The sequence below is a fragment of the Streptomyces sp. SID13031 genome (genome assembly GCF_010548305.1).
Classification (GTDB): domain Bacteria; phylum Actinomycetota; class Actinomycetes; order Propionibacteriales; family Kribbellaceae; genus Kribbella.
Genome location: NZ_JAAGLV010000033.1, coordinates 1 through 24782, shown reverse-complemented (window position 1 = coordinate 24782; position 24782 = coordinate 1). Strand labels below are relative to the sequence as shown.

The 24782-nt window shown below is 66.7% G+C and carries 21 protein-coding genes and 2 tRNA genes; 11 read left to right on the top strand and 12 right to left on the bottom strand.

The genetic code is table 11. The features are described 5' to 3' along the window. Window positions 1–32: 32 nt before the first annotated feature. The 4 genes from G3I17_RS38195 to G3I17_RS38180 all read right to left on the bottom strand — a co-directional run bounded on the left by G3I17_RS38195 (window position 33) and on the right by G3I17_RS38180 (window position 4208). A complete protein-coding gene (locus G3I17_RS38195; protein ID WP_164604110.1) occupies window positions 33–1043 on the bottom strand; it encodes a 2-dehydropantoate 2-reductase in 1011 nt (336 codons plus the stop codon). Between the two features lie 10 nt (window positions 1044–1053). Continuing rightward, window positions 1054–2820 carry a glyoxylate carboligase gene (gcl, locus tag G3I17_RS38190; protein WP_164604108.1) on the bottom strand — a complete coding sequence of 589 codons (1767 nt, stop codon included), beginning with the start codon at window positions 2818–2820 and terminating at the stop codon, window positions 1054–1056. A 15-nt stretch (window positions 2821–2835) separates the two neighbouring features. After that, on the bottom strand, window positions 2836–3639 hold the full coding sequence (locus G3I17_RS38185; RefSeq protein ID WP_164604106.1) for a TIM barrel protein: 804 nt from the start codon (window positions 3637–3639) through the stop codon (window positions 2836–2838). A 131-nt stretch (window positions 3640–3770) separates the two neighbouring features. After that, complete coding sequence (locus G3I17_RS38180; RefSeq protein ID WP_164604104.1) at window positions 3771–4208, bottom strand: MarR family transcriptional regulator; 438 nt, start codon at window positions 4206–4208, stop codon at window positions 3771–3773. Between the two features lie 59 nt (window positions 4209–4267). Here G3I17_RS38180 and G3I17_RS38175 point away from each other — a divergent pair, with 59 nt between their 5' ends. Further along, on the top strand, window positions 4268–5671 hold the full coding sequence (locus G3I17_RS38175) for an MFS transporter (protein ID WP_164604102.1): 1404 nt from the start codon (window positions 4268–4270) through the stop codon (window positions 5669–5671). A gap of 1 nt (window position 5672) precedes the next feature. Here the strand turns inward: G3I17_RS38175 and G3I17_RS38170 are convergent, their stop codons facing one another. Next, window positions 5673–6650 (bottom strand): helix-turn-helix domain-containing protein, encoded by a 978-nt coding sequence (locus G3I17_RS38170; RefSeq protein WP_203591323.1) that lies wholly within the window; start codon window positions 6648–6650, stop codon window positions 5673–5675. Window positions 6651–6762: 112 nt separating this feature from the next. On the opposite strand from G3I17_RS38170, the gene G3I17_RS38165 reads away from it, so the two are divergent. Together G3I17_RS38165 and G3I17_RS38160 are read left to right on the top strand one after the other, a co-directional pair. Continuing rightward, window positions 6763–7563, top strand: a complete 801-nt coding sequence (locus tag G3I17_RS38165) for an alpha/beta hydrolase (protein ID WP_164604098.1) — start codon at window positions 6763–6765, stop codon at window positions 7561–7563. Window positions 7564–7793: 230 nt separating this feature from the next. Beyond that, window positions 7794–7997: a cold-shock protein gene (locus G3I17_RS38160; RefSeq protein WP_026163488.1), complete on the top strand. Its 204-nt coding sequence runs from the start codon at window positions 7794–7796 to the stop codon at window positions 7995–7997. 49 nt (window positions 7998–8046) lie between these two features. On the opposite strand, the gene G3I17_RS38155 is transcribed toward G3I17_RS38160, so the two are convergent. The 3 genes from G3I17_RS38155 to G3I17_RS38145 form a co-directional block, all read right to left on the bottom strand. After that, window positions 8047–8532, bottom strand: coding sequence for a GNAT family N-acetyltransferase (locus G3I17_RS38155; protein ID WP_164604096.1), 486 nt, complete (start codon window positions 8530–8532; stop codon window positions 8047–8049). A gap of 70 nt (window positions 8533–8602) precedes the next feature. Then, window positions 8603–8971, bottom strand: a complete 369-nt coding sequence (locus tag G3I17_RS38150; protein WP_164604094.1) for a M23 family metallopeptidase — start codon at window positions 8969–8971, stop codon at window positions 8603–8605. Between the two features lie 46 nt (window positions 8972–9017). Beyond that, window positions 9018–12212 carry a tetratricopeptide repeat protein gene (locus G3I17_RS38145; protein ID WP_164604092.1) on the bottom strand — a complete coding sequence of 1065 codons (3195 nt, stop codon included), beginning with the start codon at window positions 12210–12212 and terminating at the stop codon, window positions 9018–9020. Window positions 12213–12371: 159 nt separating this feature from the next. Between G3I17_RS38145 and orn the strand changes: the two genes are divergently transcribed. Both orn and G3I17_RS38135 read left to right on the top strand, forming a co-directional pair. Continuing rightward, entirely contained in the window at window positions 12372–12980 is a 609-nt protein-coding gene (orn, locus tag G3I17_RS38140; RefSeq protein WP_164604090.1) for an oligoribonuclease, read from the top strand. A 50-nt stretch (window positions 12981–13030) separates the two neighbouring features. Beyond that, window positions 13031–13103 (top strand) — tRNA-His (locus G3I17_RS38135). Between the two features lie 142 nt (window positions 13104–13245). On the opposite strand, the gene G3I17_RS38130 is transcribed toward G3I17_RS38135, so the two are convergent. Next, window positions 13246–13746 carry a hypothetical protein gene (locus G3I17_RS38130; protein ID WP_164604088.1) on the bottom strand — a complete coding sequence of 167 codons (501 nt, stop codon included), beginning with the start codon at window positions 13744–13746 and terminating at the stop codon, window positions 13246–13248. Window positions 13747–13794: 48 nt separating this feature from the next. After that, entirely contained in the window at window positions 13795–15576 is a 1782-nt protein-coding gene (locus G3I17_RS38125; protein WP_239063318.1) for an aminotransferase class V-fold PLP-dependent enzyme, read from the bottom strand. Between the two features lie 94 nt (window positions 15577–15670). Between G3I17_RS38125 and tenA the strand changes: the two genes are divergently transcribed. The 5 genes from tenA to G3I17_RS38100 all read left to right on the top strand — a co-directional run bounded on the left by tenA (window position 15671) and on the right by G3I17_RS38100 (window position 20911). Next, window positions 15671–16336 carry a thiaminase II gene (tenA, locus tag G3I17_RS38120; protein ID WP_164604086.1) on the top strand — a complete coding sequence of 222 codons (666 nt, stop codon included), beginning with the start codon at window positions 15671–15673 and terminating at the stop codon, window positions 16334–16336. Continuing rightward, on the top strand, window positions 16336–17889 hold the full coding sequence (locus G3I17_RS38115) for an NAD(P)/FAD-dependent oxidoreductase (RefSeq protein WP_164604084.1): 1554 nt from the start codon (window positions 16336–16338) through the stop codon (window positions 17887–17889). The genes tenA and G3I17_RS38115 overlap by 1 nt, the downstream gene beginning before the upstream one ends. Window positions 17890–17968: 79 nt before the next feature. Continuing rightward, a tRNA-Lys gene (locus tag G3I17_RS38110) sits at window positions 17969–18044 on the top strand. A gap of 271 nt (window positions 18045–18315) precedes the next feature. After that, a complete protein-coding gene (locus G3I17_RS38105; RefSeq protein ID WP_164604083.1) occupies window positions 18316–19743 on the top strand; it encodes a tyrosine-type recombinase/integrase in 1428 nt (475 codons plus the stop codon). Window positions 19744–20128: 385 nt separating this feature from the next. Beyond that, window positions 20129–20911: a hypothetical protein gene (locus G3I17_RS38100; RefSeq protein ID WP_203591322.1), complete on the top strand. Its 783-nt coding sequence runs from the start codon at window positions 20129–20131 to the stop codon at window positions 20909–20911. Between the two features lie 351 nt (window positions 20912–21262). Here the strand turns inward: G3I17_RS38100 and G3I17_RS38095 are convergent, their stop codons facing one another. Both G3I17_RS38095 and G3I17_RS38090 read right to left on the bottom strand, forming a co-directional pair. Then, window positions 21263–22162: an IS3 family transposase gene (locus G3I17_RS38095; protein WP_164604082.1), complete on the bottom strand. Its 900-nt coding sequence runs from the start codon at window positions 22160–22162 to the stop codon at window positions 21263–21265. Window positions 22163–22198: 36 nt separating this feature from the next. Further along, window positions 22199–22600 carry a transposase gene (locus tag G3I17_RS38090; protein WP_164604081.1) on the bottom strand — a complete coding sequence of 134 codons (402 nt, stop codon included), beginning with the start codon at window positions 22598–22600 and terminating at the stop codon, window positions 22199–22201. A 1066-nt stretch (window positions 22601–23666) separates the two neighbouring features. Between G3I17_RS38090 and G3I17_RS38085 the strand changes: the two genes are divergently transcribed. After that, a complete protein-coding gene (locus G3I17_RS38085; protein WP_164604080.1) occupies window positions 23667–24659 on the top strand; it encodes a YncE family protein in 993 nt (330 codons plus the stop codon). The last annotated feature ends 123 nt before the right edge of the window (window positions 24660–24782 follow it).

Below are 24782 nucleotides of genomic sequence, written 5' to 3'. Positions count from 1 at the left end.
GGCAGGGCGCGCTCGGCTCCGGGCCCGTCTGGCTAGACGGCTCTCGCTGCTGTCGGGGCGTGAGCGATGGGGGTCATGCCGACCTTGGTCGAGAGGAGGTCGGTCACCGCGTGGACCGCGCGGAGGGTCGGGGCCTTGGTGCCGGTCAGGTCGGCCAGCTCCACCACTGCGGCGAGGATGACGTCCAGCTCGAGTGGCTTGTCCTTCTCCAGGTCCTGGAGCATCGAGGTCTTGTGTTCGCCGACCCGTTCGGCGCCGTCGATGCGTTTGTCGACCGAGATGTCGGGCGTGGACCCGACAGCGGCCGCGACCTCCAGCGTCTCCTCCATCATCAGCCGGATCATCGCGCGGGTACCCCGGTGCTGGGCGATCTCCACCATCGTCGCGCGGGCCAGCGCGCTGATCGGGTTGAAGGCCGCGTTGCCGAGCAGCTTGATCCAGATGTCGTTGCGGATGTCCTCCTCGACCGGACACTTCAGTCCGCCGGCGACCATCGCCTCGCTGAACTCCAGACACCGGTCCGAGCGGACACCGTCCGGCTCGCCGATCGAGAACCGGGTGCCTTCGAGATGCCGGACGACGCCCGGCCCCTCCAACTCGGTGGAGCAGTAGACGACGCAACCGATCGCGCGCTCGAGCGAGAGGACCCGGGTCACCTCACCACCCGGGTCCACCGACTCGATCCGGCGATCCTCGTACGGCCCCGGCAGACCGTGGAAGTACCACCACGGAATCCCGTTCTGGGCGGCCACGACGGCCGTCTTGCCGTGCAGCAGCGGCTCGATCAGCGGCCCGCAGGACGCGTACGAGTTCGCCTTCAGTCCCAGGAAGACGACGTCGACCGGCCCGATCTCGGCGGGGTCGTCGGTGGCCGGCGTACGGGCGACCCAGTCACCCCGCGGACTCAGTACCTGCACGCCGTTGGCCCGGATCGCCTGCAAGTGGGGGCCGCGGGCAACCAAATGCACCTCGGTCCCACCCCGATGCAGTGCGGCACCGACGTATGCGCCGATCGCACCGGCGCCCAGAATCGCAACCTTCATCCGCGGACTCCTAGTCTCGTAGCCCGGAGGCGGTCGGGATCGGGTTCTGGACGCCGTCGAGCTCAGCGAACTCGATCACGTTGTCGATCTCGGTTCCCATCGAGACGTTGGTGACGCGTTCCAGGATCACCTCGACCATGATCGGCACCCGGTGCTCGACCATCAGCTTCTTCGCCTGCTCCAGCGCGGGCAGGATGCCGTCCGGCTCGAACACCCGCAACGCCTTGCAGCCAAGGCCTTCGGCGACCTTGACGTGGTCGACGCCGTACCCGTTCAGCTCGGGCGCGTTGATGTTCTCGAACGACAGCTGGACGCAGTAGTCCATCTCCAGCCCCCGCTGCGCCTGCCGGATCAGCCCGAGATAGGCGTTGTTCACCACCACGTGGATGTAGGGAATGTTGAACTGGGCGCCGACCGCGAGTTCCTCGATCAGGAACTGGAAGTCGTAGTCGCCCGACAGCGCCACGACGGTCGCTTCCGGATCGGCGACCGCAACACCGAGAGCCGCCGGTCCGGTCCAGCCGAGCGGACCCGCCTGCCCGGCGTTGATCCAGTGCCGCGGCCGATAGACATGCAGCATCTGCGCGGCCTGGATCTGCGACAACCCGATCGTGGAGACGTACCGGGTGTCCGGCCCGAAGGCATTGTTCATCTCCTGATAGACCCGCTGCGGTTTCACCGGCACGTCCTCGAAGTCGGTACGCCGCAGCAGCGTCCGCTTCCGTTCGCGGCAAGCAGCCGACCACTCCGACCGATCCTTCAGCGGAGCGCCGTCCCGAGCGACATGGATCAGTACTTCGAGCGCGGCCTTCGCATCCGACGCGATGCCGAGATCCGGCGCGAACACCCGCCCGATCTGGGTCGGCTCGATGTCGATATGGACGAACTTGCGACCCTTCGTGTACGTCGCGACCGAACCCGTGTGCCGGTTGGCCCACCGGTTGCCGATCCCGATCACCAGATCGGAGGCCAGCAGCGTCTCGTTGCCGTACCGGTGCGACGTCTGCAGCCCGACCATCCCGGCCATCAGCCGATGGTCGTCCGGGATCGCCCCCCAGCCCATCAACGTCGGCACCACCGGCACGCCGGTGAGCTCGGCGAACTCGACCAGGAGGTCCGCCGCATCCGCGTTGATGATGCCGCCACCCGCGACGATCAGCGGGTGCTCGGCTTCGGCCAGCATCCGCAGTACCGTCTCGGCCTGTGCGACCGTGGCCCGCGGCGACGCGATCGGCAGCGGGACGTACAGGTCGGGGTCGAAGTCGATCTCGGTCAACTGGACGTCGATCGGCAGATCGATGAGCACCGGTCCGGGACGACCGGAGCGCATCAGCTGGAACGCCTTCTGGAAGACACCCGGCACCTGCGCGGCCTCCAGTACAGTGACCGCCCACTTGGTGACCGACTGGGCGATCGTGGAGATGTCGACGGCCTGGAAGTCCTCCTTGTGCAGCTTCGCGACCGGCGCCTGGCCGGTGACGCACAGGATCGGGATGGAGTCTGCGCTGGCGGAGTACAGGCCGGTGATCATGTCGGTGCCGGCGGGACCCGACGTACCGACGCAGACTCCGATGTTTCCCGCCTTGGCGCGGGTGTAGCCCTCGGCCATGTGCGAGGCGCCTTCGACGTGCCGGGCGAGCACGTGCTTGAGCTCACCCTGCGCGCGAACCGCGCTGTAGAAGGGGTTGATGGCCGCACCGGGGAGGCCGAACAGGTTCGTGATGCCTTCGCGACGGAGGATCTCCACCGCCGCGCGGGCGGCAGTCATTCGGGGCATACAGGGCTCCTTGGCTCAGGTGCGAGGGATCCAGGCGAAGCTGTCGGGGGTTGTGGTGCTGGGCTTGTACTCCAGCCCGATCCAGCCGTCGTAGCCGGCCTGCTGGAGTTCACCGAGGTACTGCGCGATCGGGATCTCACCGGTCCCGGGCTCGTTGCGACCGGGCGAGTCCGCGAGCTGAACGTGCGCGATGCGATCGGCGTACGTCGTGATCGCCTTGCTGACGTCATCGCCGTTGACGGTCAGGTGGTAGAGGTCCGCGAGCAACCCGAGGCTGGTCACGCCGGACTCGCGTTCGACCCGGGTGATCACCTCGACGGCATCGGTTGCCGTCAGCAACGGGTACTTCGGGGCGCCACTGACCGGCTCGACCAGGACGGTCGCGCCGAAGGAGCCGGCCGCCGTACCGGCCAGGGCGAGGTTCTCGGCGGCGAGCTCGTCCTGCTCGGCGGGGGCGACGCCGTCGACGCGATTGCCGTACAACGCGTTGAAGGCGCGGCAGCCCAGCCGTTCGCCGATCCCCAGCGTCACCGCGATGTTGTCGCGGAACTCCAGCGATCGTTGCGGCCACGACACCAGGCCGCGGTCGCCGGCCGGCAGGTCACCGGCGGCGAAGTTGAGCCCTACCAGCTGGACGCCGGCGTCGCGGATCGCGCGTTCGAACGCGTCGACCTCGGCGTCACCGGGCAGCGGGCTGTCGAACGGCCACCAGAACTCCACCGCCTCGAACCCGGCATCCCGGGCGGCCTGCGGTCTTTCCAGCAAAGGCAGTTCGGTGAACAGGATCGAGCAGTTGACGGCGTAACGCGGTCTCGCCATTGGTCCCACCTTCCGGAGGGGCTTGGTATACCGCATACAGTAGGCCGGGCCCAGAAGGCGGTCAAGACATGACCCAGGTCACATTTCCGATGAGTTGATAGGCGTCAGCGATGAGCTGACCGGACCACCTGTCAGGCGTGGGCGGCGCGCATCGCCTGGGCCAGTTCTTCCAGGGCCGGGAGGGCGTCGATGATGGTCGCGGCCGAGTCGGCGGGGAGCTGGTCGAGACAGTCGCCGATGGTCTTGGTGCGGAGGAGCTTGACGCGTTCGTGCAGGTGGCGGCCGGCGTCGGTGGCCTCGACCCGGATGGCGCGGAGGTCGTCCGGATTGGGATCGCGCTGGATCAGGCCGAGCTCGGTCAACTTGCCGACCACGCGGGAGAGCATGGTCGGGTTGAGGCCCTCCAGTTGCGCCAGCTCGGTCAGGCCGAGAGGGCCGCGGAAGGCGATCAGGCCGAGGACCGAGGCCTGGGTCGGCGTCAGGCCCTCGCCGGTGGCCGTGGCGTTGAGCTCACGCGCGAGCCGGGAGATCACGGCGCGGAGCTTGCTCAGCGTCTCGGTGTCGGTCATGTCCTGTATCCCTCTTCGGCCTTTATTGCCTGCTGGCAAGCAATGTAGTCTGTTCATCGATGGAACCGTCGAGTTCAGCTTCTCAGCTTGCCGAACCGGCCGCGGATGAGCCGCTGGCCCACCGGCGGATCGTCTTCGGCATCGTCTCGATCGCCCTGCTGATGGCCTCGATCGATCAGACCATAGTGGCGACCGCGCTCAACGCCATCCGCGGCGACCTGCACGCGGAGCTGAACTGGAGCGGCTGGACGATCACCATCTACGCGCTCGGCCAGATCATCGTGATGCCGCTGGCCGGCCGGCTCGGCGACCAGTTCGGCCGCAAGCGCGTCTTCCTCGGCGCCGCCGTGCTGTTCACCGTCGCCTCGCTGTGCTGCAGCCTCGCCGACAACATCTACCTGCTGGTGGTGTTCCGCGCCTTCCAGGCGATCGGCGGCGGCGCGTTCATGCCGACCGCGACCGGCATCGTGTCCGAGCAGTTCGGCCGCGACCGGGACCGGGCGATCGGCATGTTCACCTCGATCTTCCCGATCGGCGGCATCCTCGGCCCGATCATCGGCGGCGTCATCGTCACGTACTGGTCCTGGCGGGAGATCTTCATCGTCAACGTGCCGATCGGCCTGCTGCTGATCGGGCTCGGCCTGCGCTTCATCCCGCGCAGCACCCCCAAACCGGCCGGCCGGGTCGACACCGTCGGCGCCGTGCTGCTCACGCTGACGATCCTGTTCGGGATGTACGGGATCAGCTCGCTCGGGAGCAGTGGAGCGTCACCGGCCGATCCGCTGTTCATCGCCGCCGAGGTGATTGCGGTCACTCTCGGGTTGCTCTTCGTCCGGCACGCCAGGCGCAACGCGGCGCCATTCATCCCGGTCAACCTGCTCCGCGGCGGCGGCTTCGGCGCGATGAACGCGATCAACTTCCTCTTCGGCGCGGCCGTACTGGGCTTCGGCGCGCTCGTCCCCCTGTACGCCGAATCGCGCTACGGCATCCAGCCGCTGCAGGCCGGGACGCTGCTCACGGCCAGGGCCGTCGGGATGATCTGCGTCGCCGGGCTCGCCGTCTTCGCGCTTCGGCGTACCGGCTACCGGGCCCCGATGATCGGTGGCTTCCTGCTCGTGGCCGGCGGGATGACGCTGATGGCGATCGCCCCGCACGGCCTCACCCCGTACGGCTGGCTGGCGCTCGCCGCCGGGATCACCGGCGTCGGGATGGGTCTGTCGATCCCCGCCTCCAACAACGCCAGCCTGCAACTCGCCCCCGACCAGATCTCGGCGATCGCCGGCCTCCGCGGCATGTTCCGCCAGTCCGGCGGCATCGTCGCCGTGTCGGTCACGACCGCCCTGCTGTCGCACTCCGCCAACGGCGGCCTGGCACAGGCGTACAGCTTCGTCATCTTCGCCGCGGTGCTGGTGCTGATCATCCCGTTCACGCTGCTCGTCCCGGACCACCGCGGATCCTGGTAGCTCAGACGGCAGGCTCGGCCGCCAGCCGGAAGGTCGCTCGGTAGGCGCCCGGGCTCGTACCGGCGCTCAGGAGAAAGTGGCGGCGGAGAGACTCGGTCGAGCCGAAGCCGGCGGCGTACGCGATCTGGGTGACGGTCAGATCCGATTCCTCCAGCAGCTCGCGAGCCCGCTCGACCCGGCGCATCACGACCCAGTCCAGGACACTTTGCCCGGTCTCCGCGCGGAACCGCCGCGCCAGCGTGCGACCGCTCATGTGGGCCTGATCGGCGACCGCCTGCAATGTGAGCGGCTCATCGAGGTGCTCAAGCATCCACGCGAGCACGGGCGCCAGCGACCCGGTCAGCGGCTTGTCGATGATTTTCGTGTACTGCGACTGCCCGCCGGCCCGATGCGGGGGGCTCACCAGCAGCCGGGAGACGTCGTTGGCATACGACTGGCCGAGATCTGACCGGAGTACGTGTAAGCAGAGATCCGCCGCCGCGAGCATGCCGCCTGACGTCAGTACCTGCCCGTCGTCGATGTACAGCTCATGCTCGGCCAGCTCCACGCGGGGAAAGGCCGCCCGGAACTCCTCGGCCAGCGCCCAGTGCGTGGTCACGCGATGCCCGTCGAGCACACCGGCGTACCCAAGGACGAAGGCGCCCGTGCAGAGCGAGACCAGCCTGGCGCCGTCAGCGCCCGCGCTGGCGATCGCAGCGAGTGCCTGCGGGTTCTCGGCCGACTCCTGATCGACCACGCCGGGCACGACGACGGTGTCGGCCTCGGCCAGCTCCTGCAATGGCCGGAGCTCGCCGATGATGGCGCTGAGCGGGTTGGACGGCTTGCCACAGAGCACGACGTCGTACGGCGATTCAGGCTCCGGGCGGATCTTCTGGAACATCGGCGGCCGGTTCCCGAAGGCCTGCACCGCGACAGCGAGATCCAGCGTCAGCTTGTCGCCGAGCACGGCGACGGCGACCCGATGTCTTGCATCGCTCACAACAACCCCCTCGCTGTCCCGATCTGGGGCAAGTATGGCCCGGATCGGGGCGTGCGCAGGGGTGCCTGAGCCGAAGAATCGAGGCATCAACCCGCGACTTGGAGGTACTGAGATGAACCCCGACACGATCGTTCTGGTCCACGGCTTCTGGGTGACGCCGCGCAGCTGGGAACAGTGGATCGAGCGCTACGAACGGCAGGGCTACCGGGTGATCGCACCGGCATACCCGGGCTACGAGGTCGAGGTGGAGGCACTGAACGCGGACCCGTCGCCGATCGAGAAGGTGACCGTGCCGGCCATCATCGAGCACCTCGAGTCGGTGATCCGTGAGCTGGACCAGCCGCCGATCCTGATCGGCCACTCGGCCGGTGGCGCGTTCGTCCAGATCCTGCTGGACCACGGTTTCGGCGCCGCCGGGGTGGCGATCAACTCGGCGCCGACCGAGGGCGTACCGGTGGTGCCGTTCAGCCAGATCCGGTCGACCTTCCCGGTGCTGAGCAACCCTGCCAACCGGCACAAGGCGGTCGGCTACACCCACGAGCAGTGGCACTACGCCTTCACGAACACGTTCCCGGAGGACGAGTCCCGGCGGCTGTACGAGCGGTACCACATCCCCGCCTCCGGCCGGATCCTCTTCGACAGCGCACTGGCGAACCTGCTGCCGGGTCATCAGGACACCTGGGTGGACTACCAGAACGACGCCCGCAAGCCGCTGCTGTTCCTGTCCGGCGGCGATGACCACCTGATGCCGCCGTCGGTCCAGCGCTCGAACGCGAGGCACTACAAGGCGCCCTCGACGGTCACCGAGATCGAGGAGTACCCGGGCCGCGCCCACCTGATGCCCGCCGAAGCCGGCTGGGAGGAGGTCGCCGACCGTGCCCTGGCCTGGGCGGTCGAGCAGGCCGGCAAATAGCGACAGGCTGGGCCGGTCGCGGCTAGTTGCGACCGGCCCCCGATGTGCTACCGTTTCTGACGGTTGCAGTTTTGCAGTTCCCGGTTTGTTTTTAGAAACGCCCGCGGATTTGTGATCCGCAGGGCGTTTTCTCATTTCTGGGCCTCGGTCCGGTGTGGGAGGGCTCGTTCAGCAACCAGGGGACCGACGACCGTCGGGACCTGTTACCCGCCCCACACAAGGAGCAGATCATGGCCAGCGGAACAGTGAAGTGGTTCAACGGTGAAAAGGGCTTCGGCTTCATTTCTCAGGACGGCGGCGGCGCCGACGTCTTCGTGCACTACTCGGCGATCGCGGCGGACGGCTACCGTTCGCTCGATGAGAACCAGAAGGTCGAGTTCGACCTGACCCAGGGCCCGAAGGGCCCGCAGGCGGAGAACGTCCGCCCGGTCTGAACCACCGCTTGAGCAAGCCCGGCCGTTCTCGGCCGGGCTTGTTCTTTTTCTACCGGACCCAGAGGTACTCGCCGTCGTCGAGCTGGTCCGTCCGGTGCAGCCCGGCCGCAGCGGCGACGGCGGCCGACGCGAGGTGCTCGGGATGCACGTGCGCGACGACCCGCCCGGCCCCGTGAGCCTGCAGCCAGGCGACCAGAGCGACAGCCGCCTCCTTGGCGTAGCCGTGCCCCTGCCAGGCCGTCCCCAGCACCCAGGCGATCTCCGCCTCGTCACCGATCACCGTGGCCTGGACGTAGCCGACCAGTTCGTCGTACTGCGTAACGCTGATCACCCAGTTGAGCCACGACTCCCCAGGGCGGCCCGGGCCGGCCACCTGTCGCCGGTAGCGCTCCGCGAGCGCCTCTGCCGTCGGGGGCTCGCCACCGGTGAACGCGTACAGCTCCGGATCCGCGAGTACCTTCGCCATCGCTTCGGAGTACTCGGCGCGCAGCGGCAGCAGCACCGACCGCTCGGTGGTGAACCTGGTAGCGATCATCCTGCTGACAGTAGCGGCGAGCGGCTCGGTCGCTCCCTCCACGACCGGCCCGCCCAACGCCACCTCCCCCTTACGTGTGCAGCCGCGTGTTCGGATGCAGGTCGAACCGCGGGTTCCGGTGGTCACCGGGCCCGTACGGCGTGACGCGCTCCTCGTAGTGCAGATGTGGCCCAGCAGCCAGGCCGAGGCGATCCCCCGTCTCCACCGTGTCGCCTTGGCGCACCTCCGGGCCGGCCAGGTGGTCGTACAGATGCCAGATGGCATTGGACTCGACCACGACCTGCTCCGCCGACACCCGGACAACGACGCCGGCCATGGTGGCCCTGATCGCCGTACCGGGGGCGGCGCGGTAGTCACGGCCCCGGTGGAAGCCGTGCTGCTCGTCGCCTGCGACCCCGAACTCGCAGGTCACGTCCGCGTTGTGTACCGGAGCTGCCATGGGACGAGAGTGCTGGCAAACCTTCAGACAGTCTTAAAGCCAGAAACTAGACCCTGGCCGGCAACGCCGGGTACGGAGCCGGTTCGACCTCCAGCTCGGCCATCCGCTGGATATACGTCCGGTACGCCCGCCTAGCCTCGCCATGGGCTCCGCTCGCTAGGAAGGCGGTCACCAGGCCCAGGTGGGCGCGCTCGTCGTACTGGTCGCGCTGCAGGATCCGCAACAGGTACCCGGCGGCCGCGTCCGGGTCACCCTTGCCGCGCTCAGCAAGCACCCGCGCCACCCGGACATAGAGCGCCCTGGCCTCTTCACGCATCCCCGCGGCCCAGTCCGCGTACACGTCCTCTTCCAGGAAGTCCCCGCTATACCCCGCCTCGGCCGCGCGCAGCAGGGGCATGTTGTTGCCGTCCAGCCCGGCTCGCGCTTCCTGGAGGAAGCCCTCGACGTCGACTGAGGTCTGGTCGCTGTCCAGCCAGATGGTGGCCCGGTCGGCTCCGACGAAGCGGTCGGGCGAGTAGCGCTTGGTCGGGTCGAGCACGGAGCGCACGGTCGACAGTGCGACCGACAGTCTCGGTGAAGCGACCGACTCGCCTTGGTCCGGCCAGAGGAAATCCAGGAGCTGCACCCGCGCGACAGGACGGCAGCGGCGGGCGACCAGGATCTTCAGTAGGTCACGGGCCTTCTTCGACGGCCACTCCCCTAGCTGGATCGCCTTGCCATCCCGTAGTACGCGGAAGCCGCCTAGGCACTCGATGCGCACCGGAGCCGGGCCCGTCTGCTGACTGGCGGCCAGCGCCGCTGCCGCGTAGCGTGTCGCTCCCGCAGCCAGGAACTGTTGGTGAGCCTGCAGTGCAAGCTCACGGCCTTCGCTGCCCTGCGTGCGCCCAGCCAGCATCAACTCAGCACGCGCCTGCCCCAGCGGATCGCCCAGCTCATGCCTGATGTTCAGTACTTCGTGCAGCACCTCGCCGCCGTCAGCAGCCGCGTACAGCTCGAGTGCATCGGCCAGTCCCGCCCGATCGCGGCGTCGGCGGCAGAGCGCGGCCGACTCCATCGCAGCGTTGGCAGCCTCGTCCTTGTCACCCGCGTGGAGCGCCACCCACCCCAGCCCCACCAGTGCACCAGACAGCCCCAGGACTGGGCCGTAGGCCACCGCCTGGCGAGCGAGGCCGGCGAGCTCGGCAGCCCGCTCCGGCTCCTCCACTGCCAGGACCCGTGCCAGCCCCGCCAGCGACGGGACCACGGACTGCATGTCCTTGGAGTCAGCAACGGCTATCGCCTCTTCATAACAAGCTCGGGCCATGGCCCGGTCCCCTCGCTCCCGGTAGACCTCACCGAGCGCAGTCAGCGGTAGAGCGATCTGCTTCGACTCCAGCTTCTGGTAGAGCGCCCGCGAAGCCTCCAGCTCCCCGATGGCCTCGTCCAGCCGGCCCATCCGCAGTAGCGCCTGACCTCTGTTGTTCAACGCCAATGCACGGAACACGGCGAAGCCGGAGCGATCGGCCAGCTCCAGTGCGATCTCCAGCTCGCCCAGACCGAGCACGTAGTCGCCCTCGCCGATGTGGTGCGACGCACGGTTCACCCGAATGCGGATCGACTGCAGGATGTCGCCCGCGCGCTCTGCGTACTCCAATGCGCGGAGGTAGTGGGAGGCGTTGCCGACCGGGTCGCTGTCGACGGCAGCAAGCATCGCCAGCACCGTGTGGACGATCGCCAGCGCCCGGTCGTCACCCGACGTCTTCGCCGAGACCTCCGCCCCTGCGATCAGCTCACGGCACTCGTCGAACTCCCCACGCAACCAGTGCGCAGACGCCCACCAGGCCTGCAGCAGGGCCTCGTCAGCCGGGTGCTGCCCGTCGATCCGCCCCCTGCGATACACGGCGACCGCTACGTCGGTCCTGCCGCGCAGGTGATGGATCAGCCCTAGTCGCCAGGCGATGGCGACGGGGATCTCGCCCGCCGGCTCGATGATCCGGTCGAAGCAGTTCTCCGCGCCCTGCCAGTCCCCGAGCACCTGCCGCGCTTCGCCTTCCAGCTGGTCCATCGCTGCGTCTCGTAGCTGCCCGGGCAGGGAGCTGACGGCCGCCACCACTGTTTCGGCCAGGCCGCCGCTGACCATGAGATGCCCTCGCTGCGCGAGCATCCGGGCCACCTGGGACGGTTCGACCGACTGGTAGCAGGCCAGCGCGTCCCGGTGGTCTCCGACGGACTCGAACCACTGCCCGGCTTGCAGAGTCAGCTCGGCCATCCCGATCTCGTCCGCGAACAACCGGTCGATGGCGAAGTCCCGTACGAGCGGGTTGAGCTCGTAGCCATCCACCTCTCCAGCGGAGACGAGCAGGCCCCGGATCCGCAGCTGCTGCAGGGTTTCCGCGCTCTCAGTGAGCCCTACGGCCTGACAGAGCTCGGCACTGAACCTCGGCAATACGGCCACCGCGGCAACCAATCGGCGTACGGACTGAGGCTCTGCTGCGAAGACCTCCTCGGCCAGATAGTCGTACAGCGGGCCATCCGACCGCAGAGCCCGCCGCAACCGGCCCTGCCGCTCCGAAGCCGGCACTGTGCGCAACGCCTCGACTGCCAGCCGCACAGCAGCCGGCCAGCCCTGTACTGCGGCCTGCAACGGCTCAGCAAGCTCCTCAGAGCCGTCGCCCAGTACTACGTCCAGCACCGCGCGGGTCTCCTGCACCGTGAAGGCCAGCGCCGTCGCGTCGATCTCGAGCACCTGACCCCGCCCACGCAGCCGGTCGATCCCGAAGGGCATCGCCGTCCGAGACGCGACCACCAGGTGCAACGAGGGCGGCGCAACTCGTACCAGGCCCTCGATCAACTTCGTTGCCGGGTCACCCGGGTTGAGCTCGTGCAAATCGTCCAGCACGAGCACCAGGTCGCCCTTGAGGTTCTGCTCGAGCGCATCGGCGAGCAGTGCGGCGTACGCGAGAGCTCTAGTGCCCTGCTCGGCGTCGGCGTCGGGGCCACGCGGCCCCTGGAGCTCAGCGGCCAGTACGGCCGACAGTGCGGGCACCTGGCGGTGCAGGGCGTCGACCAGGCCAGTGACCATCGCAGCGAGCGAGCGGTCCTCAGCGCGGACGGTGTACCAAGCGCAGGGCCACTCGGCGGCCCAGGAGCTCAGCAGAGTGGACTTGCCGAACCCGGCGTCGGCCACCACCGTCAGCAAGCGGCGACGAGAGCCCTCGCCCAACAGCTTGGTCAGCCGCGGCCGCGCGACGGTCCCCTGCATAGCCCACCCTCTCTGTCGCTCCCCCGAGCACTAAGACAGGACAGCACCGTCGGTAGTGAGACCGCAACAGTGTTAGCCCTGAACTTGCCGGGAGGTTTGCCCGGCACGGCGGGGACAGGTGTCCCGGGACGGCCGGGCAACGCCGTAGGGTGGGTGCCCATGAACGACCGGCTGGTGTGGATCGACTGTGAGATGACCGGACTCGATCTCGAAAAGGATGCCCTGATCGAGGTCGCTGTGCTCGTCACCGACTACGAACTCAACGTGCTCGGAGACGGGATCGATCTGGTGATCGCACCACCACCGGCTGCGCTGGAACAGATGGGCGACTTCGTCCGCGACATGCACACCGGCTCCGGCCTGCTCGAGGAACTGCCCACCGGCATCGAGCTCGCCGACGCCGAGCAGCAGGTCCTCGACTTCATCGCCGGCTACGTCAAGGAGCCCCGCAAGGCCGCCCTGGCCGGCAACTCGGTCGGCACCGACCGCACCTTCCTGGTCCGCGACATGCCCAAGGTCGAATCCCACCTGCACTACCGCAACGTCGACGTCAGCTCGATCAAGGAACTCGTCCGCCGCTGGTACCCGCGCGTGTACTACGCGACACCGGCCAAGAACGGCAACCACCGCGCGCTGGCCGACATCACCGACAGCATCGCCGAGCTCCGCTACTACCGGCAGACCGTCTTCGTGCCCCAGCCAGGGCCCGACACGGACACCGCGAAAGCGGCCGCGAGCAAGGTCACCGCCCCGATTTCAGGTATCTGAGCTTCATCGCTATGATTGCCGAGCCGCGCTAACCAAGGCGGCCGAACATGGTGGGTATAGCTCAGCTGGTAGAGCACCTGGTTGTGGTCCAGGGGGCCGCGGGTTCAAGTCCCGTTACTCACCCTCGGACGAGGGCGATCTGTGTCTGCGAAGTTCCGCAGACCGGGTCGCCCTCGGCATTTTGTGCGCCTGCGCTTCGCTTGGCGCAGGCGGGGGCTTCGCCACCCGCACCCCCATTGCCTGGGCTGGCCTGGGTGCGTGCTGGCTAAGAGGTGGCAGTCCTCAATGCCTCTTCGTACTCACCGTCGGCTCCTATCGTCCAAGGGACTCCGTTGAGTAGGAGTGTGCGGCCATTGATTGGCGCCTTGGCTGTTACCAAGACTGGCTCTGCCTTCCAGCGGCATCCACCCCTGTAGGTCCTCTGGGTGATGCGCACTGCGACGGCGCCTGCCCCTTCGGCGTAAGGGACTGCCTGTACCTTTTGGGCGCAGCCTGTGGGGGTGGCGACGATGAGGATCAGTTGGCGGCGGTTTGCCTTGACGGTTTGGACCGCCATGGTGCCGGCGGGTGTCGGCTTCACGATGCGTGGCGTCGACGAAGTACTCGGGCTGGAGAGCGCCTGCGGAGCTGCGGGCGGCTTTTCTTCTGGCGCTGACGAACCGAACACCTTTGACAGTACGAAGATGCTGAAGGCGAGGATTCCGACCACGAAGGTCACTGCTACTGCGACGGCGTATCCGAACCAGACGCTTCCTGAGGCCTTCACGTCAGGGATCCTTCCAGCCTCACAACCGTGGACCAACCAGGCGCGCGGTCAGCGGATGGTCGGGGACAGGCAACTGGAGGGGAGGTCGAACCATCTGAGGTGGTCGAATTCCTCGTTGACGGTGGCTTCGGGGTCGGTGCCTGCGTGTTGGCAGGCTGCGAGGAGTTCCCGGGCTTCTGCCAGGTAGCCGACGAGGGCTTCTTCGGGGGCTGTGTCGTCGTGTCTTGGGTAGCGGAGTTTGCCGTCGGCGTCGTAGCCGACCTGGGAGAGGCGCATCGGGGGTTCTACGGGGCCTCGGTAGTGCTTCCAGAGGCCGGTGGCGGGGTCGAAGCGGTAGTCGCCGAGGAGGCGCCAGCCTTCTTGGGCCACCAGCTTTACGGCCTCTACTACGTACTCGAAGACTGCTTCGGAGATGAAGTAGTTGAAGTTGACTCGGATCCAGCCGGGTTTGATGCCTTCGCAGCCGTGGACGATTTCTTCGGCGAACTCGGCCGAGCGGGCCAGGTCGATGTCGAGGAGCGTGTGGCCGTACGGGCCGGCGCAGGAACAGCCGCCTCGGGACTGGATGCCGAAGAGGTCGTTCAGGAGGGCTACTACGTAGTTGTGGTGGAGGTAGCGGCCTGAAGGGGCTTTGACCACGAAGGAGACGATGGAGAGGCGTTCTGCGTCCAGGTTGCCCAGGATCTGGATGCCCGGTTCGTTTCGCCAGGCTTCCACTGCGCGGCGGAGGTAGGCGTCCTCGTGGGCCCGGATCACCTCGATGCCCACCTTCTGCTTCAGTTGGAAGACGAGGCCTGCGCGGATCGACTCGATGATGGCGGGAGTACCGCCTTCTTCGCGGTGGATCGGGTCTTCGAGGTAGCGGTGCTCGGTGGGGTTGACGAAGGCGACGGTGCCGCCGCCCGGTACGTCGGGGACGCGGTTGCGGAGCAGTTCGCGGCGGGCCACGAGTACGCCGGGTGTGCCCGGTCCGCCGATGAATTTGTGGGGGCTGAGGAAGATCGCGTCCTTGTAGGCCAGCGGATCCGCGCCGCGACCGCCGTACATGTCGATCTCGACGTACGGCGCGGCGGCGGCGAGGTCCCAGAACGACAGGGCGCCGTGCCGGTGCAGCAACGCGGAGACGCGGTGGGTGTTGCTGACGATGCCGGTGACGTTGCTGGCGGCCGAGAACGAGCCGATCTTCAGCGGGCGCCCGGCGTACTTCGCCAGCTCGGCCTCGAGCGCGGGGATGTCGATGTGCCCGTCTGCGTCCTGGCCGATCACGACGACATCGGCGATCGACTCGCGCCAGGGCAGCTCGTTCGAGTGGTGCTCGTACGGGCCGATGAAGACGACCGGTCGCTGCTCCGGCGGGATCATGTCGGTCAGGTGGTACTCGTCGTCCAGCTGGGCCGGGATGCGCAGGCCGAGGACGCCGATCAGCTTGTCGATCGCGCCGGTCGCGCCGGAACCGCAGAAGATCACCGCGGTCTCGTGGTCACCGCCGACGCTGTCGTGGATGATCTTGCGCGCGTCCTCGCGCAACCGGGTGGTCTGCAGGCCGGTGCCGCTCGACTCGGTGTGGGTGTTCGCGTACCGCGGCAGCACTTCCTCGCGGATGAAGTCCTCGATGAAGGTGAGAGCGCGGCCGGACGCGGTGTAGTCGGCGTAGGTGACCCGGCGCGGCCCGTACGGACCCGGCATCACCTGGTCGTCGCCGATCACCGACGCGCGGATCCGGCTCAGCAGCGGGGTGTCCGGCGGCATGAACGCCCGGCTGCCGGCAGCGCTGGTGTCAGCGGCGCCGGCGTCAGCCGTGCTGGTCGAGAGGTCCCCCTGCGTCGTCATGGCGTCAGGGTACGGCCGGTAAGTGACATTCGTCGTGTCAGGCCTGACAGTGCGGCGGCTAGGGTCGGACGCAGTCGAGCGCGAGGAGCTGGGGATGACGTTTTCCGAGGAGCTGTGGGAGTCCGGCGCCGCCGAGGTGTACGCCGAGATCGTCCGCCACCCCTTCATCACCGGGCTAACCGACGGGACGCTGCCGCACAGCGCCTTCCGCTACTTCATCGTGCAGGACAGTCACTATCTGCGCTCGTACTCCCGTGCGCTCGCCTTGGTCGCCGCCCGGGCCGTCGACGAGGACGCGGTCAGCATGTTCGCCCGGCACGCCGCCGACGCGATCGAGGTCGAGCGGGAGCTCCACGGCTCGCTCCTGGGCTCGCTGGGCCTCACCTCCGCCGACGTCGACTCAGCCGGCTCAGGGCCGACCACTACGGCATACATGTCCTATCTGACCGCCGTCTGCGCCACTGGGACCTACGCGGAAGCAGTGGCGACCGTACTGCCCTGCTACTGGATCTACCGCGAGGTGGGGCGAGAGCTGCTCAAGCACTCCTCGCCGGACCCGGTCTACGCGGAGTGGATCGCGGCATACGGATCCGAAGAGTTCGATGCAGTCGTAGAGTCGGTCCTGGCGGTGACAGACCGGCTCGGCGCCGAGGTAGGCCCGGGTGAACGCGACCGTTGCCACCGGCACTTCTCCACGACCACCAGGTACGAGTGGATGTTCTGGGACGCCGCGTACCGCGAACTGGATTGGCCGGTCTGATGAAGGACTTCTACGACGTCGTCATCGTCGGCGGTGGCCACAACGGCCTCGTCGCGGCCTCGTACCTGGCCGGCGCCGGGCTCAGCACGCTCGTACTCGAGCAGCAGGGCCATACGGGCGGCGCAGCGGTCAGCCAGCAGGTGTTCCCGGGCGTAGACGCGCGGCTGTCGCGGTACTCGTACCTGGTCAGCCTGCTGCCCGACAAGATCGTGGCCGACCTCGGCCTGTCCCTGGAGCTCCGCTCGCGCTCAGTAGCGTCGTACACGCCGGTACGCCGGGACGGGCGCGACCTGGGCCTGATGGTCGAGCGACCCGAGGGCGCGGCCACCCGAGCCTCCTTTGCGGCCCTGACCGGCAGCGACTCGGAGTACGAGGCCTGGACGTCCTTCTACGACTCTGTCGCGTCGCTGGCGGGTGTAGTCGCGCCGACTCTGCTGCAGCCGCTCAGCTCGGCTGCAACGCTCCGCAAGCAGGTGGACCCAGCCCTGTGGGAGGCACTGGTCGAGCGGCCGTTCGGTGAGGTCGTGGAGCGTCTGTTCGCGGACGACACCGTGCGTGGTGTGGTGGCGACCGACTCGGTGATCGGTACCTTCGCCGGGCTGCACGACGAGTCGCTGATCCAGAACCGCTGCTTCCTCTACCACCTGATCGGCAACGGCACCGGCGAGTGGCGCGTACCCGTCGGCGGGATGGGCGCGGTCACCGACGCCCTGGCCGACGCTGCCCGGCGCGCAGGCGCCTCGCTGGTCGTCGACGCCTCCGTGACATCTGTAGAGGCCGACGGCACGCGCGCGGCCGTGACGTGGCTCGGTGGTGACGGTGAGCGATCTGTCGACTGCTCCTACGTGCTCGCCAATGTCGCCCCGACTGTTCTGGCCGGGCTGCGCGGGCTACCTGCCGGCGAGAAGCCCGAGGGGTCGCAATTGAAGGTCAACCTGCTGCTCTCCCGGCTCCCCCGGCTGCGCTCCGGTGACGACCCGGCGCGGGCCTTCGCGGGCACCTTCCACATCGACGAGGACTACAGCCAGCTCGAGACGGCGTACCGATCGGCCGCAGCCGGCTCCCTGCCCGCAGTACCGCCGTCCGAGGTCTACTGCCACTCCCTCACCGACCCGTCGATCCTCAGCCCCGCATTAGTTGCCTCCGGCCACCAAACGCTGACCGTCTTCGGCGTCCACTTCCCCACCCGCTTGTTTGCCGACGACAACGACGCGGCCCGCGAAGAGTCCGTCCGCCGAGTACTGGCAGGCCTGGAGTCCTACCTGGCCGAGCCACTCGAGCCCTGTATCGCCCGCGACTCCGAGGGCAACCTCTGCATCGAGGCCAAGACCCCCGTCGACATCGAGGAATCGGTCGGCATGCCAGGCGGTCACATCTTCCACGGCGACCTGCAGTGGCCCTGGACCGACGACGAGTCCGAGGCCGGCCGCTGGGGCGTCGAGACCGACGTCGCCAACCTCCTCATCTGCGGCTCCGGCGCCCGCCGCGGCGGCGCGGTCAGCGGCATCACCGGCCACAACGCCGCAATGGCCGTCCTCGACCTCCGCCCCTGAAGAACCGATTTCACTTCCGCCCCGAACCTTTGCTACGATCCTCTTCGTTCGAAGGCAACACCGCAACACAACAAAACACGCGCCGCTAGCTCAATTGGCAGAGCAGCTGACTCTTAATCAGCGGGTTCGGGGTTCAAGTCCCTGGCGGCGCACCAACACGAAGGCCCCGGCAGACATCGCAATCTGTTCTGGGGCCTTTGTGTTGCTCACGACCCTCTTACGACCCTCTTTGCCGGACGTCGCTCCTCACCGAGTTGTCAGCGACCGAACCAGCACCCTCCGCTACTCACCACAGCGGTTACCCACGCCTTAATCTGATCGTGACTGTGTGTCACCTCACATCGTCTCGCATCGTTCTCGCGACGACCGAAGCTCCATCAAGCCAGCCGTTGAGTAGCCAACCATCGAACTGGTTGGAGGCTTGAAATGGCGAGACCACCGCTGCCCATCGGAAGCTGGGGCCGGATCTCCACCAAGGTCATGAAGACCGATGACAAGGGCAAGGCAGTCAGCGTCCGCGCAAAGGCCAACTTCCGCGACCACGACGGCCAGGTCCGCGATGTGACGGCCTACGCCACGACCGCTACGGCCGCCGAGCGTGCCGTGCTCAAGAAGCTCCAGGACCGCGCCAAGACCGGGCACAGCAGCGACCTGACCGCGATGCACAAGATCAACCACCTCCTCGACCTCTGGGAGGCAAAGTTCAAGGACCAGATCGCCGACGGCACACGATCCCCCACCTCCCTGGACACCTACCTACGCGCCATCAAGAACCACATCCGCCCCGCCCTCGGCGAGCTCCGCATCGGCGAACTGAACACACCCCGCGTCGACACTGTGATCTCCAAGATCAAGAAGAACACCGGCCCGCCGACGGCCAAAACCTGCCGAGCGATCATCTCCGGAATGATGCAACTCGCCGTCCGCTACGGAGCCATCACCGTCAACCCGGTCCGCGAAGTCGAGAGCATCGAACACCCCGCCAAGAAACCCGCTCGAGCCATCCAAGCCGACGAGATCACCCTCCTCCGCAAGCACCTCAAGGCCGACGAGGCAGCAGTCCAGGCGGACCTCCCCGACCTAGTCACCTTCATGCTCGGCACCGGTGTCCGCATCGGCGAATCCCTCGCCGTCCTCTGGTCCCAGATTGACCTTGACGCCGCCACCGTCGACGTGACCCACACCATCGTCCGCATCAAAGGCGAAGGCCTGATCCGCAAGGTGGGCAAATCCGCGGCAAGCAACCGCCAGCTCGGCCTCCCCAACTGGCTGATCGCAACCCTCCGCAGCAGAGCCGCCGCCGGCATCCGCCTCGACGACCCGATCTTCACCGATACCACCGGCGGCTACCGCGACCCCAACAACACCCGCCGCTCCCTGCGCAACGCGCTAGCCCCTGTCGGTGGCGCCGCCCGCCGCAATCTAGGTCTGGCCCTCCGTGCCGCCCGCCGAAAAGCCGGCCTCACCCGCGAAGAAGTCACCAAGACCCTCAACTGGCCCAAGAACAGAATCCAGCTAGTCGAATCCGGCCGCATCAAAGTCGACCGCCCCCTGGCCACCACTCTCCTATGGACCTACAAACCCACCCCCGAAACCACCGAAGCCCTACTCACCCAAGTAGACGAAGCCGCAGCCCCCGTCCCCACAGACACCCTCACCTGGATCACCTCCCACGCCTTCCGCAAAACCGTAGCCACCGCCCTCGACAACGCCGGCCAATCAGCCCGAGGCGCAGCCAACCAACTAGGCCACTCCCGAGTCTCCATGACCCAAGACAACTACTTCGACCGAACAGCCCCCAACCCCGCCGCCACCAACGCCATCCAACAAGCCTTCGAAGACCCTGAGCTCTAGAGATTCTGATGCCACCGCAGCGGCCAGTCGTCCGAACATCCTGATCTCGGCCTCCTCGACGCGTTCTTGTTGAAGATGTCGAGGATCTTGCGGGTACAAGCGAGGGTAGGTCGGCCACCACAGCCGATCTGCCCTCTGACCTGCGGTTTTATCCTCATCGCTTCTCACCGCTGATCATCGTTTGCCAACGTCCCACGGAGCAGTGACGGAGCAGAGACTCCTCCGCGAGTCGAGATGAAGCCGCGCTTGCACTCCCCCATCGGCCCCCTAACCGACGGGTCGGAGACCACGCAGCAGATCATCCCGCCTCCAGAAACCGCCGACTCAAGGCAGCGGGCGGAGAAGCTACGGAACCGTGGTGGAACAGCAACTACAGTTCTGCGGTATGGAGCGCATCAAGGGGCACTACGAGTGGGACAACTCCGGCCTCACACCTGGACAAAAGAGGGAAGGCGGCCTCCACCAGAACCTCTACGACAGCGATGGGGTTCTCAAGGGCAGCGCTCGATTCGTCCCTGACGACGGCAAGGATACTGAGCCTCTTGTCGTCACCGAAACGGTCTACGTCCCCATCGAACAGCGGCGCCGAACGCGCCAAGAGCAAGAACTCGAGCAGGCCATTGCTGATTTGGTCTCCCATTTGATCGACCGGGCGATCGCCAAGGCCAAGCCCCTCGCAGAGCAATGGTGGCGGAAAACGGCTCGTCCGGCCATTGGCGCCCAGATCGCCAAGAGGCGTGAGCGTAGGTCGCACGGCAAGGCGCAGAAGAGCACAACTATCGAGGGGATTATCGAGCCGGCACAGGAACTATGTCAGGCGTCCGAAGAAGATCTCCCCAGCATGTCGAGTGCAGAAGCGCAGGCTCGCTACCTTGCCGCCCTCGCTGCCCGCGCGTACAGCGACGAACAGATGCGGCTCGTAACTAGTGCCCGCATCGTCGACGGCGAGGGCCTTGCGGGGTTGGCAGAGCTCCCTGCCGACCAGGTCAAGGGCTTGCTCGAGGCAATGGCAACCAACCCCGCCATGCTGGGCGACGCCACCCTGGCCGAGCTCGCGAGCATCCTCGGGCGCCGAGATCACTCCGGATCCGACGAGTTTCGTCAACTGCACCGGGCATCGCCGGCCCTGCGTGTCACTCGATCTGGTGGTCGAGGCAATTCAGGATAGCCAACTGACGGAGACCTGGATTTACGAGGAGATGGCCAAGCGGACGGGACATTGGCTGATGTTCCGCGCCTTCTCGCCGTCGACGCCTGAATCGTCTGGGCGCGGATTCCAGTAGGTCCACAGCACACATAACGCGAGAGGTCGGCTATGGACGTTAGTCGCAGCAGGCCCGCTCAGGGGGCGGCACCATTGACTCCGGCATACCCCCTGCACCTACCGGACCAGCAGCAACTGCTCTTCGACGGAGAGTTCTCGCTTGGAGCGGAACTGACCGGAAGAGGGCGGATCCTTGTCGAGTTTGCCAGTGTGGGGTTGACCCGTTTTGACGGACAGGGTTGATGTGGGGCTGGTTCACGCTACCTGTTCGGTGCTGATGTTGATGGTTGATTCGTAGGCGGCGGGGCTGAGGTAACCCAGGGTGGAGTGCCGGCGGCGGGTGTTGTACCAGCCTTCGATGTAGTCGAAGATCGCACTGGTGGTGGCCTTGTGGGTCGGCCAGGAGCGGCGGTGGATCAGCTCGGTTTTCAGGGTCGCGAAGAACGACTCGGCGACGGCGTTGTCCCAGCATTGGCCCCGCCGTCCGACGGACAAGACGACGCCTAGATCCCTTGCCAGGTTGGTGTATTGGGTCGATGTGTATTGGCAGCCGCGGTCGGAGTGGAAGACTACTCCGGGTGCTGGGCGGCGCCGGTTGACGGCGTCGGTGAGGGCGTCGGCGATCAGGTCGGTGCGCAGGTGGTCCGCGGTCGCCCAGCCGACCACCCGGCGCGAGGCGAGGTCGATCACGGTGGCCAGGTAGAGCCAGCCTTGCCAGGTGTGGATGTAGGTGATGTCACCACACCAGCGGGTGTCCAGGGCTGCCGGCTGGTCGGGGTCGATGGCGAAGTCACGGCCGACCAGATCCGGGCGGTGGGTCGCGGCCGGGTCGGGAGTGGTGGTCTTCTTCCACCGCCGTGGAGTGCGGCCGTAGCGGTCGATCTGACGCATCAGGCGCGCGACCCGCTTGCGGGAACACCGCTGGCCCTGGTCTGGCAGTTCGTGGTGGACTCGCGGGGAGCCGTAGGTCTGTTCAGACTCGTCGTGGATCTCGACGATCTTCGCAGTCAGCTCGACATCACGCCGGGCGTGAGGCGATCCGGGGTTGGTGCGGTCGGCGTAGTAGGCGGAACGGGAGACCTTCAGCAGCTCACAAGCCCTGGCGATGTTGTGGTTGCCAGCTTTTTCCGCCTCGATGAACGGGTAACAGTTCACCGGGTCTCCTTGATGCGAAGAAAGCCGTGGCACGCTTCAAGATGTCGACGTCTTCGCGCAGCCGACGGTTCTCCCGCCGCAACGCCGCGAGCTCGTCCTTTCGCTGCTGGTCACCCCGCCGTCGCCGGTGCCTGCGTCGCGTTCGGCCTGCTTCAGCCACTCACGCACCGCGGTCTGAGTCAGATCGAAGTCCTTCGCGACCTGACCCACCGACCGATCGCCGCGCTCACACAGCTCAACGATCTCGGCCTTGAACTCAGCAGTGAACGAACGACGAGGCCTTGGCATCTTCATCGGCTTGGCGGATGCCATCGCAGTACTGCGCGATGAATTGCTGAAGGCGCGGGCCGCCGGCATGCTGAGTGTGCAGGTGTCTATTTCGCCCCGCGCGTTGCCGCCGGAGTCGGTGAGGCTCGCCGAGTCGGAATGGTCAGGCATGTCGGGCGCGCCGGTCTTTGTGGCGGGGCGGCTGCTCGGGGTAGTGATCGAGCACGCGCCGCGGGAGGGTCAATCGGCGATCACGGCAGTCCCACTAACCGCTGTGGAGTTCGATCCGGCACATCCCGGGTGGGGAAACGGGGTCAGTGACGCGTCGACATGGTGGTCACGCCTCGGCGTCTCGGACCTTAATGCGCTGCGGCTTGTGCCATCGCGAATCGAGCGGCCGACGCCCGCTTATCGAGAGACACTGGGTGATCTTCCTGGTACAGGCGGGGGCAGGTCGGCTATCACGGCCGATCTGCCCTCTGACCTGCGGTTTTGTTCTCATCCGTCCTCAACCCTGAGCATCCTTTGCCAACGTCCCACGGAGCAGCGACGGAGCAGATCGATAGAGGAGGTTCGCAGGTGCAAGTCAGTCTTGCTTCCACAGTTATCGCCTGGCATTAGGGCGGCCCCCTGACCACATCCCCCACATTGGATCTGTGGTCGGGGGTGGCGGGTGCTGCGCGGGAGGTGTTGTTGCCTGTAGGGACGGCAGGTGAACCACCGCGGTTTGTGGCCTATTTTGTTGCTCAGGCCGGCCCGACGCAGATCTGCGACCTCGATCCGCTCGTCCTGGGACAGACAGGAACCGGGTGCTGATCTCGCTCACAGCCAACCGGTCGAGCGCCGCCGCGAAGCCGACAGCCTTCCCACCGCGGTAGGGCCTGTAGCCACGCGACCAGTTGTTCCCGGTCGTCCGCGAGACGTCAACCTCACCAGCCGCGGCCAGGATGCTCTACCCACGACCACGTAACTCCATGAACCATTGACGCTTGGCCGACTGCAGCCGACGACCCCGTCCCCTTCTTCCCACGACGAGGTGAAGACCACACAACCTCCAAGATCAAGGGAAGTGTCGCATCCGAGCGGTCTGCTCGTCTGGGCTGGGCAAAGTTAGATCATCCGGAGGCAGTAGTACAGAACTCTGGGGAGTCGTGCGGGGCTCCTCCCGGATGTCCGGGCCGTTCGTCGCGTGGAGAGTGCGAAACGCCACTCAGACGCCACAGGGAGAGAGCAAGCCATGAAATTTCACCGAAGACTGGCGACAATCGCGTCCGTCGCGATGTGCGTGACGACGGCGGCTGCGGTAAACGCCGCTCCCGCTGCATGGGCCACCATCTGCTATCCGGCTTACGTGGCGCGGATGTCGGCAAACGCGGTCACAGCCATCGACACGGGCAGCGTGTCGGCGATCACTACCGTTTCGTCTGGTCCGGCACCGGTGGCGGTTGCCACAGCGCCAGGACGCGTGTACGTCGCCAACCGCGGCAACGGCACCGTGACGGTGACAAGGACCAGCGACAACACGACAATGGCAACAATCAGCGTCGGTGCCCTACCAGCGGGGCTGGCCGCCAGCCAGGTCTCGCCACGGGCATACGTATCCAACGGTATGTCAAATGACGTGTCGGTGATTGACACCTATTCCAACACGAATATTGCAACAATCCCCGTTGGTCGTAATCCGCGCGGAGTCGCGGTCCTGCCGAACGGCAGCAGAGTATACGTCGCCAACTACGCTGACGACACGGTCTCGGTAATTAACACAGCAACAAACTCGGTAATTGCGACCATCCCGGTCGATGTGGGCGGCGGCGGCGCTATCGCGGCACACCCCGGCAACGGCTACGTATATGTAAGCAGCACAAGCGGAACACGCAACACTGTATCGATTATCAATGTGAGGACGAACTCTATCACTGGCACGATTGACACTCTCTTCGCCAAGAACATTGTTGTGCACCCGAATGGCGGGTTGCTCTACCTCAACGACAACTTCAATGTTCAGGCAGTGGACACCGCAACCGGGCTTGCGTCGGTTCCGATCGCCCTGCCGACCACCACCACACTGGCAAAGGGCATCGCCATCCACCCAAGTGGGGCCTACCTCTACGTGGCAAACGTGGACAGGCTAGAGGTCCTCGACACGTCGACGAAGCAATTCATCGCTCACGCCCCGCTTGGTTCGGACAGCAACGCAACCGCCGTCGCGGTATCCCCAACCTGCAGCTAGTGCCTCGTCAAGCAACGTTGGCGTTGTAATCGTGTCGGCTTGACCTGGGCGGTGTGGGTTTTGGAGGCTGGCTGTCGGAGGTGGTGATGGCTCGACAGCCTGAGGTGTTCGTGCGTGAGTTGG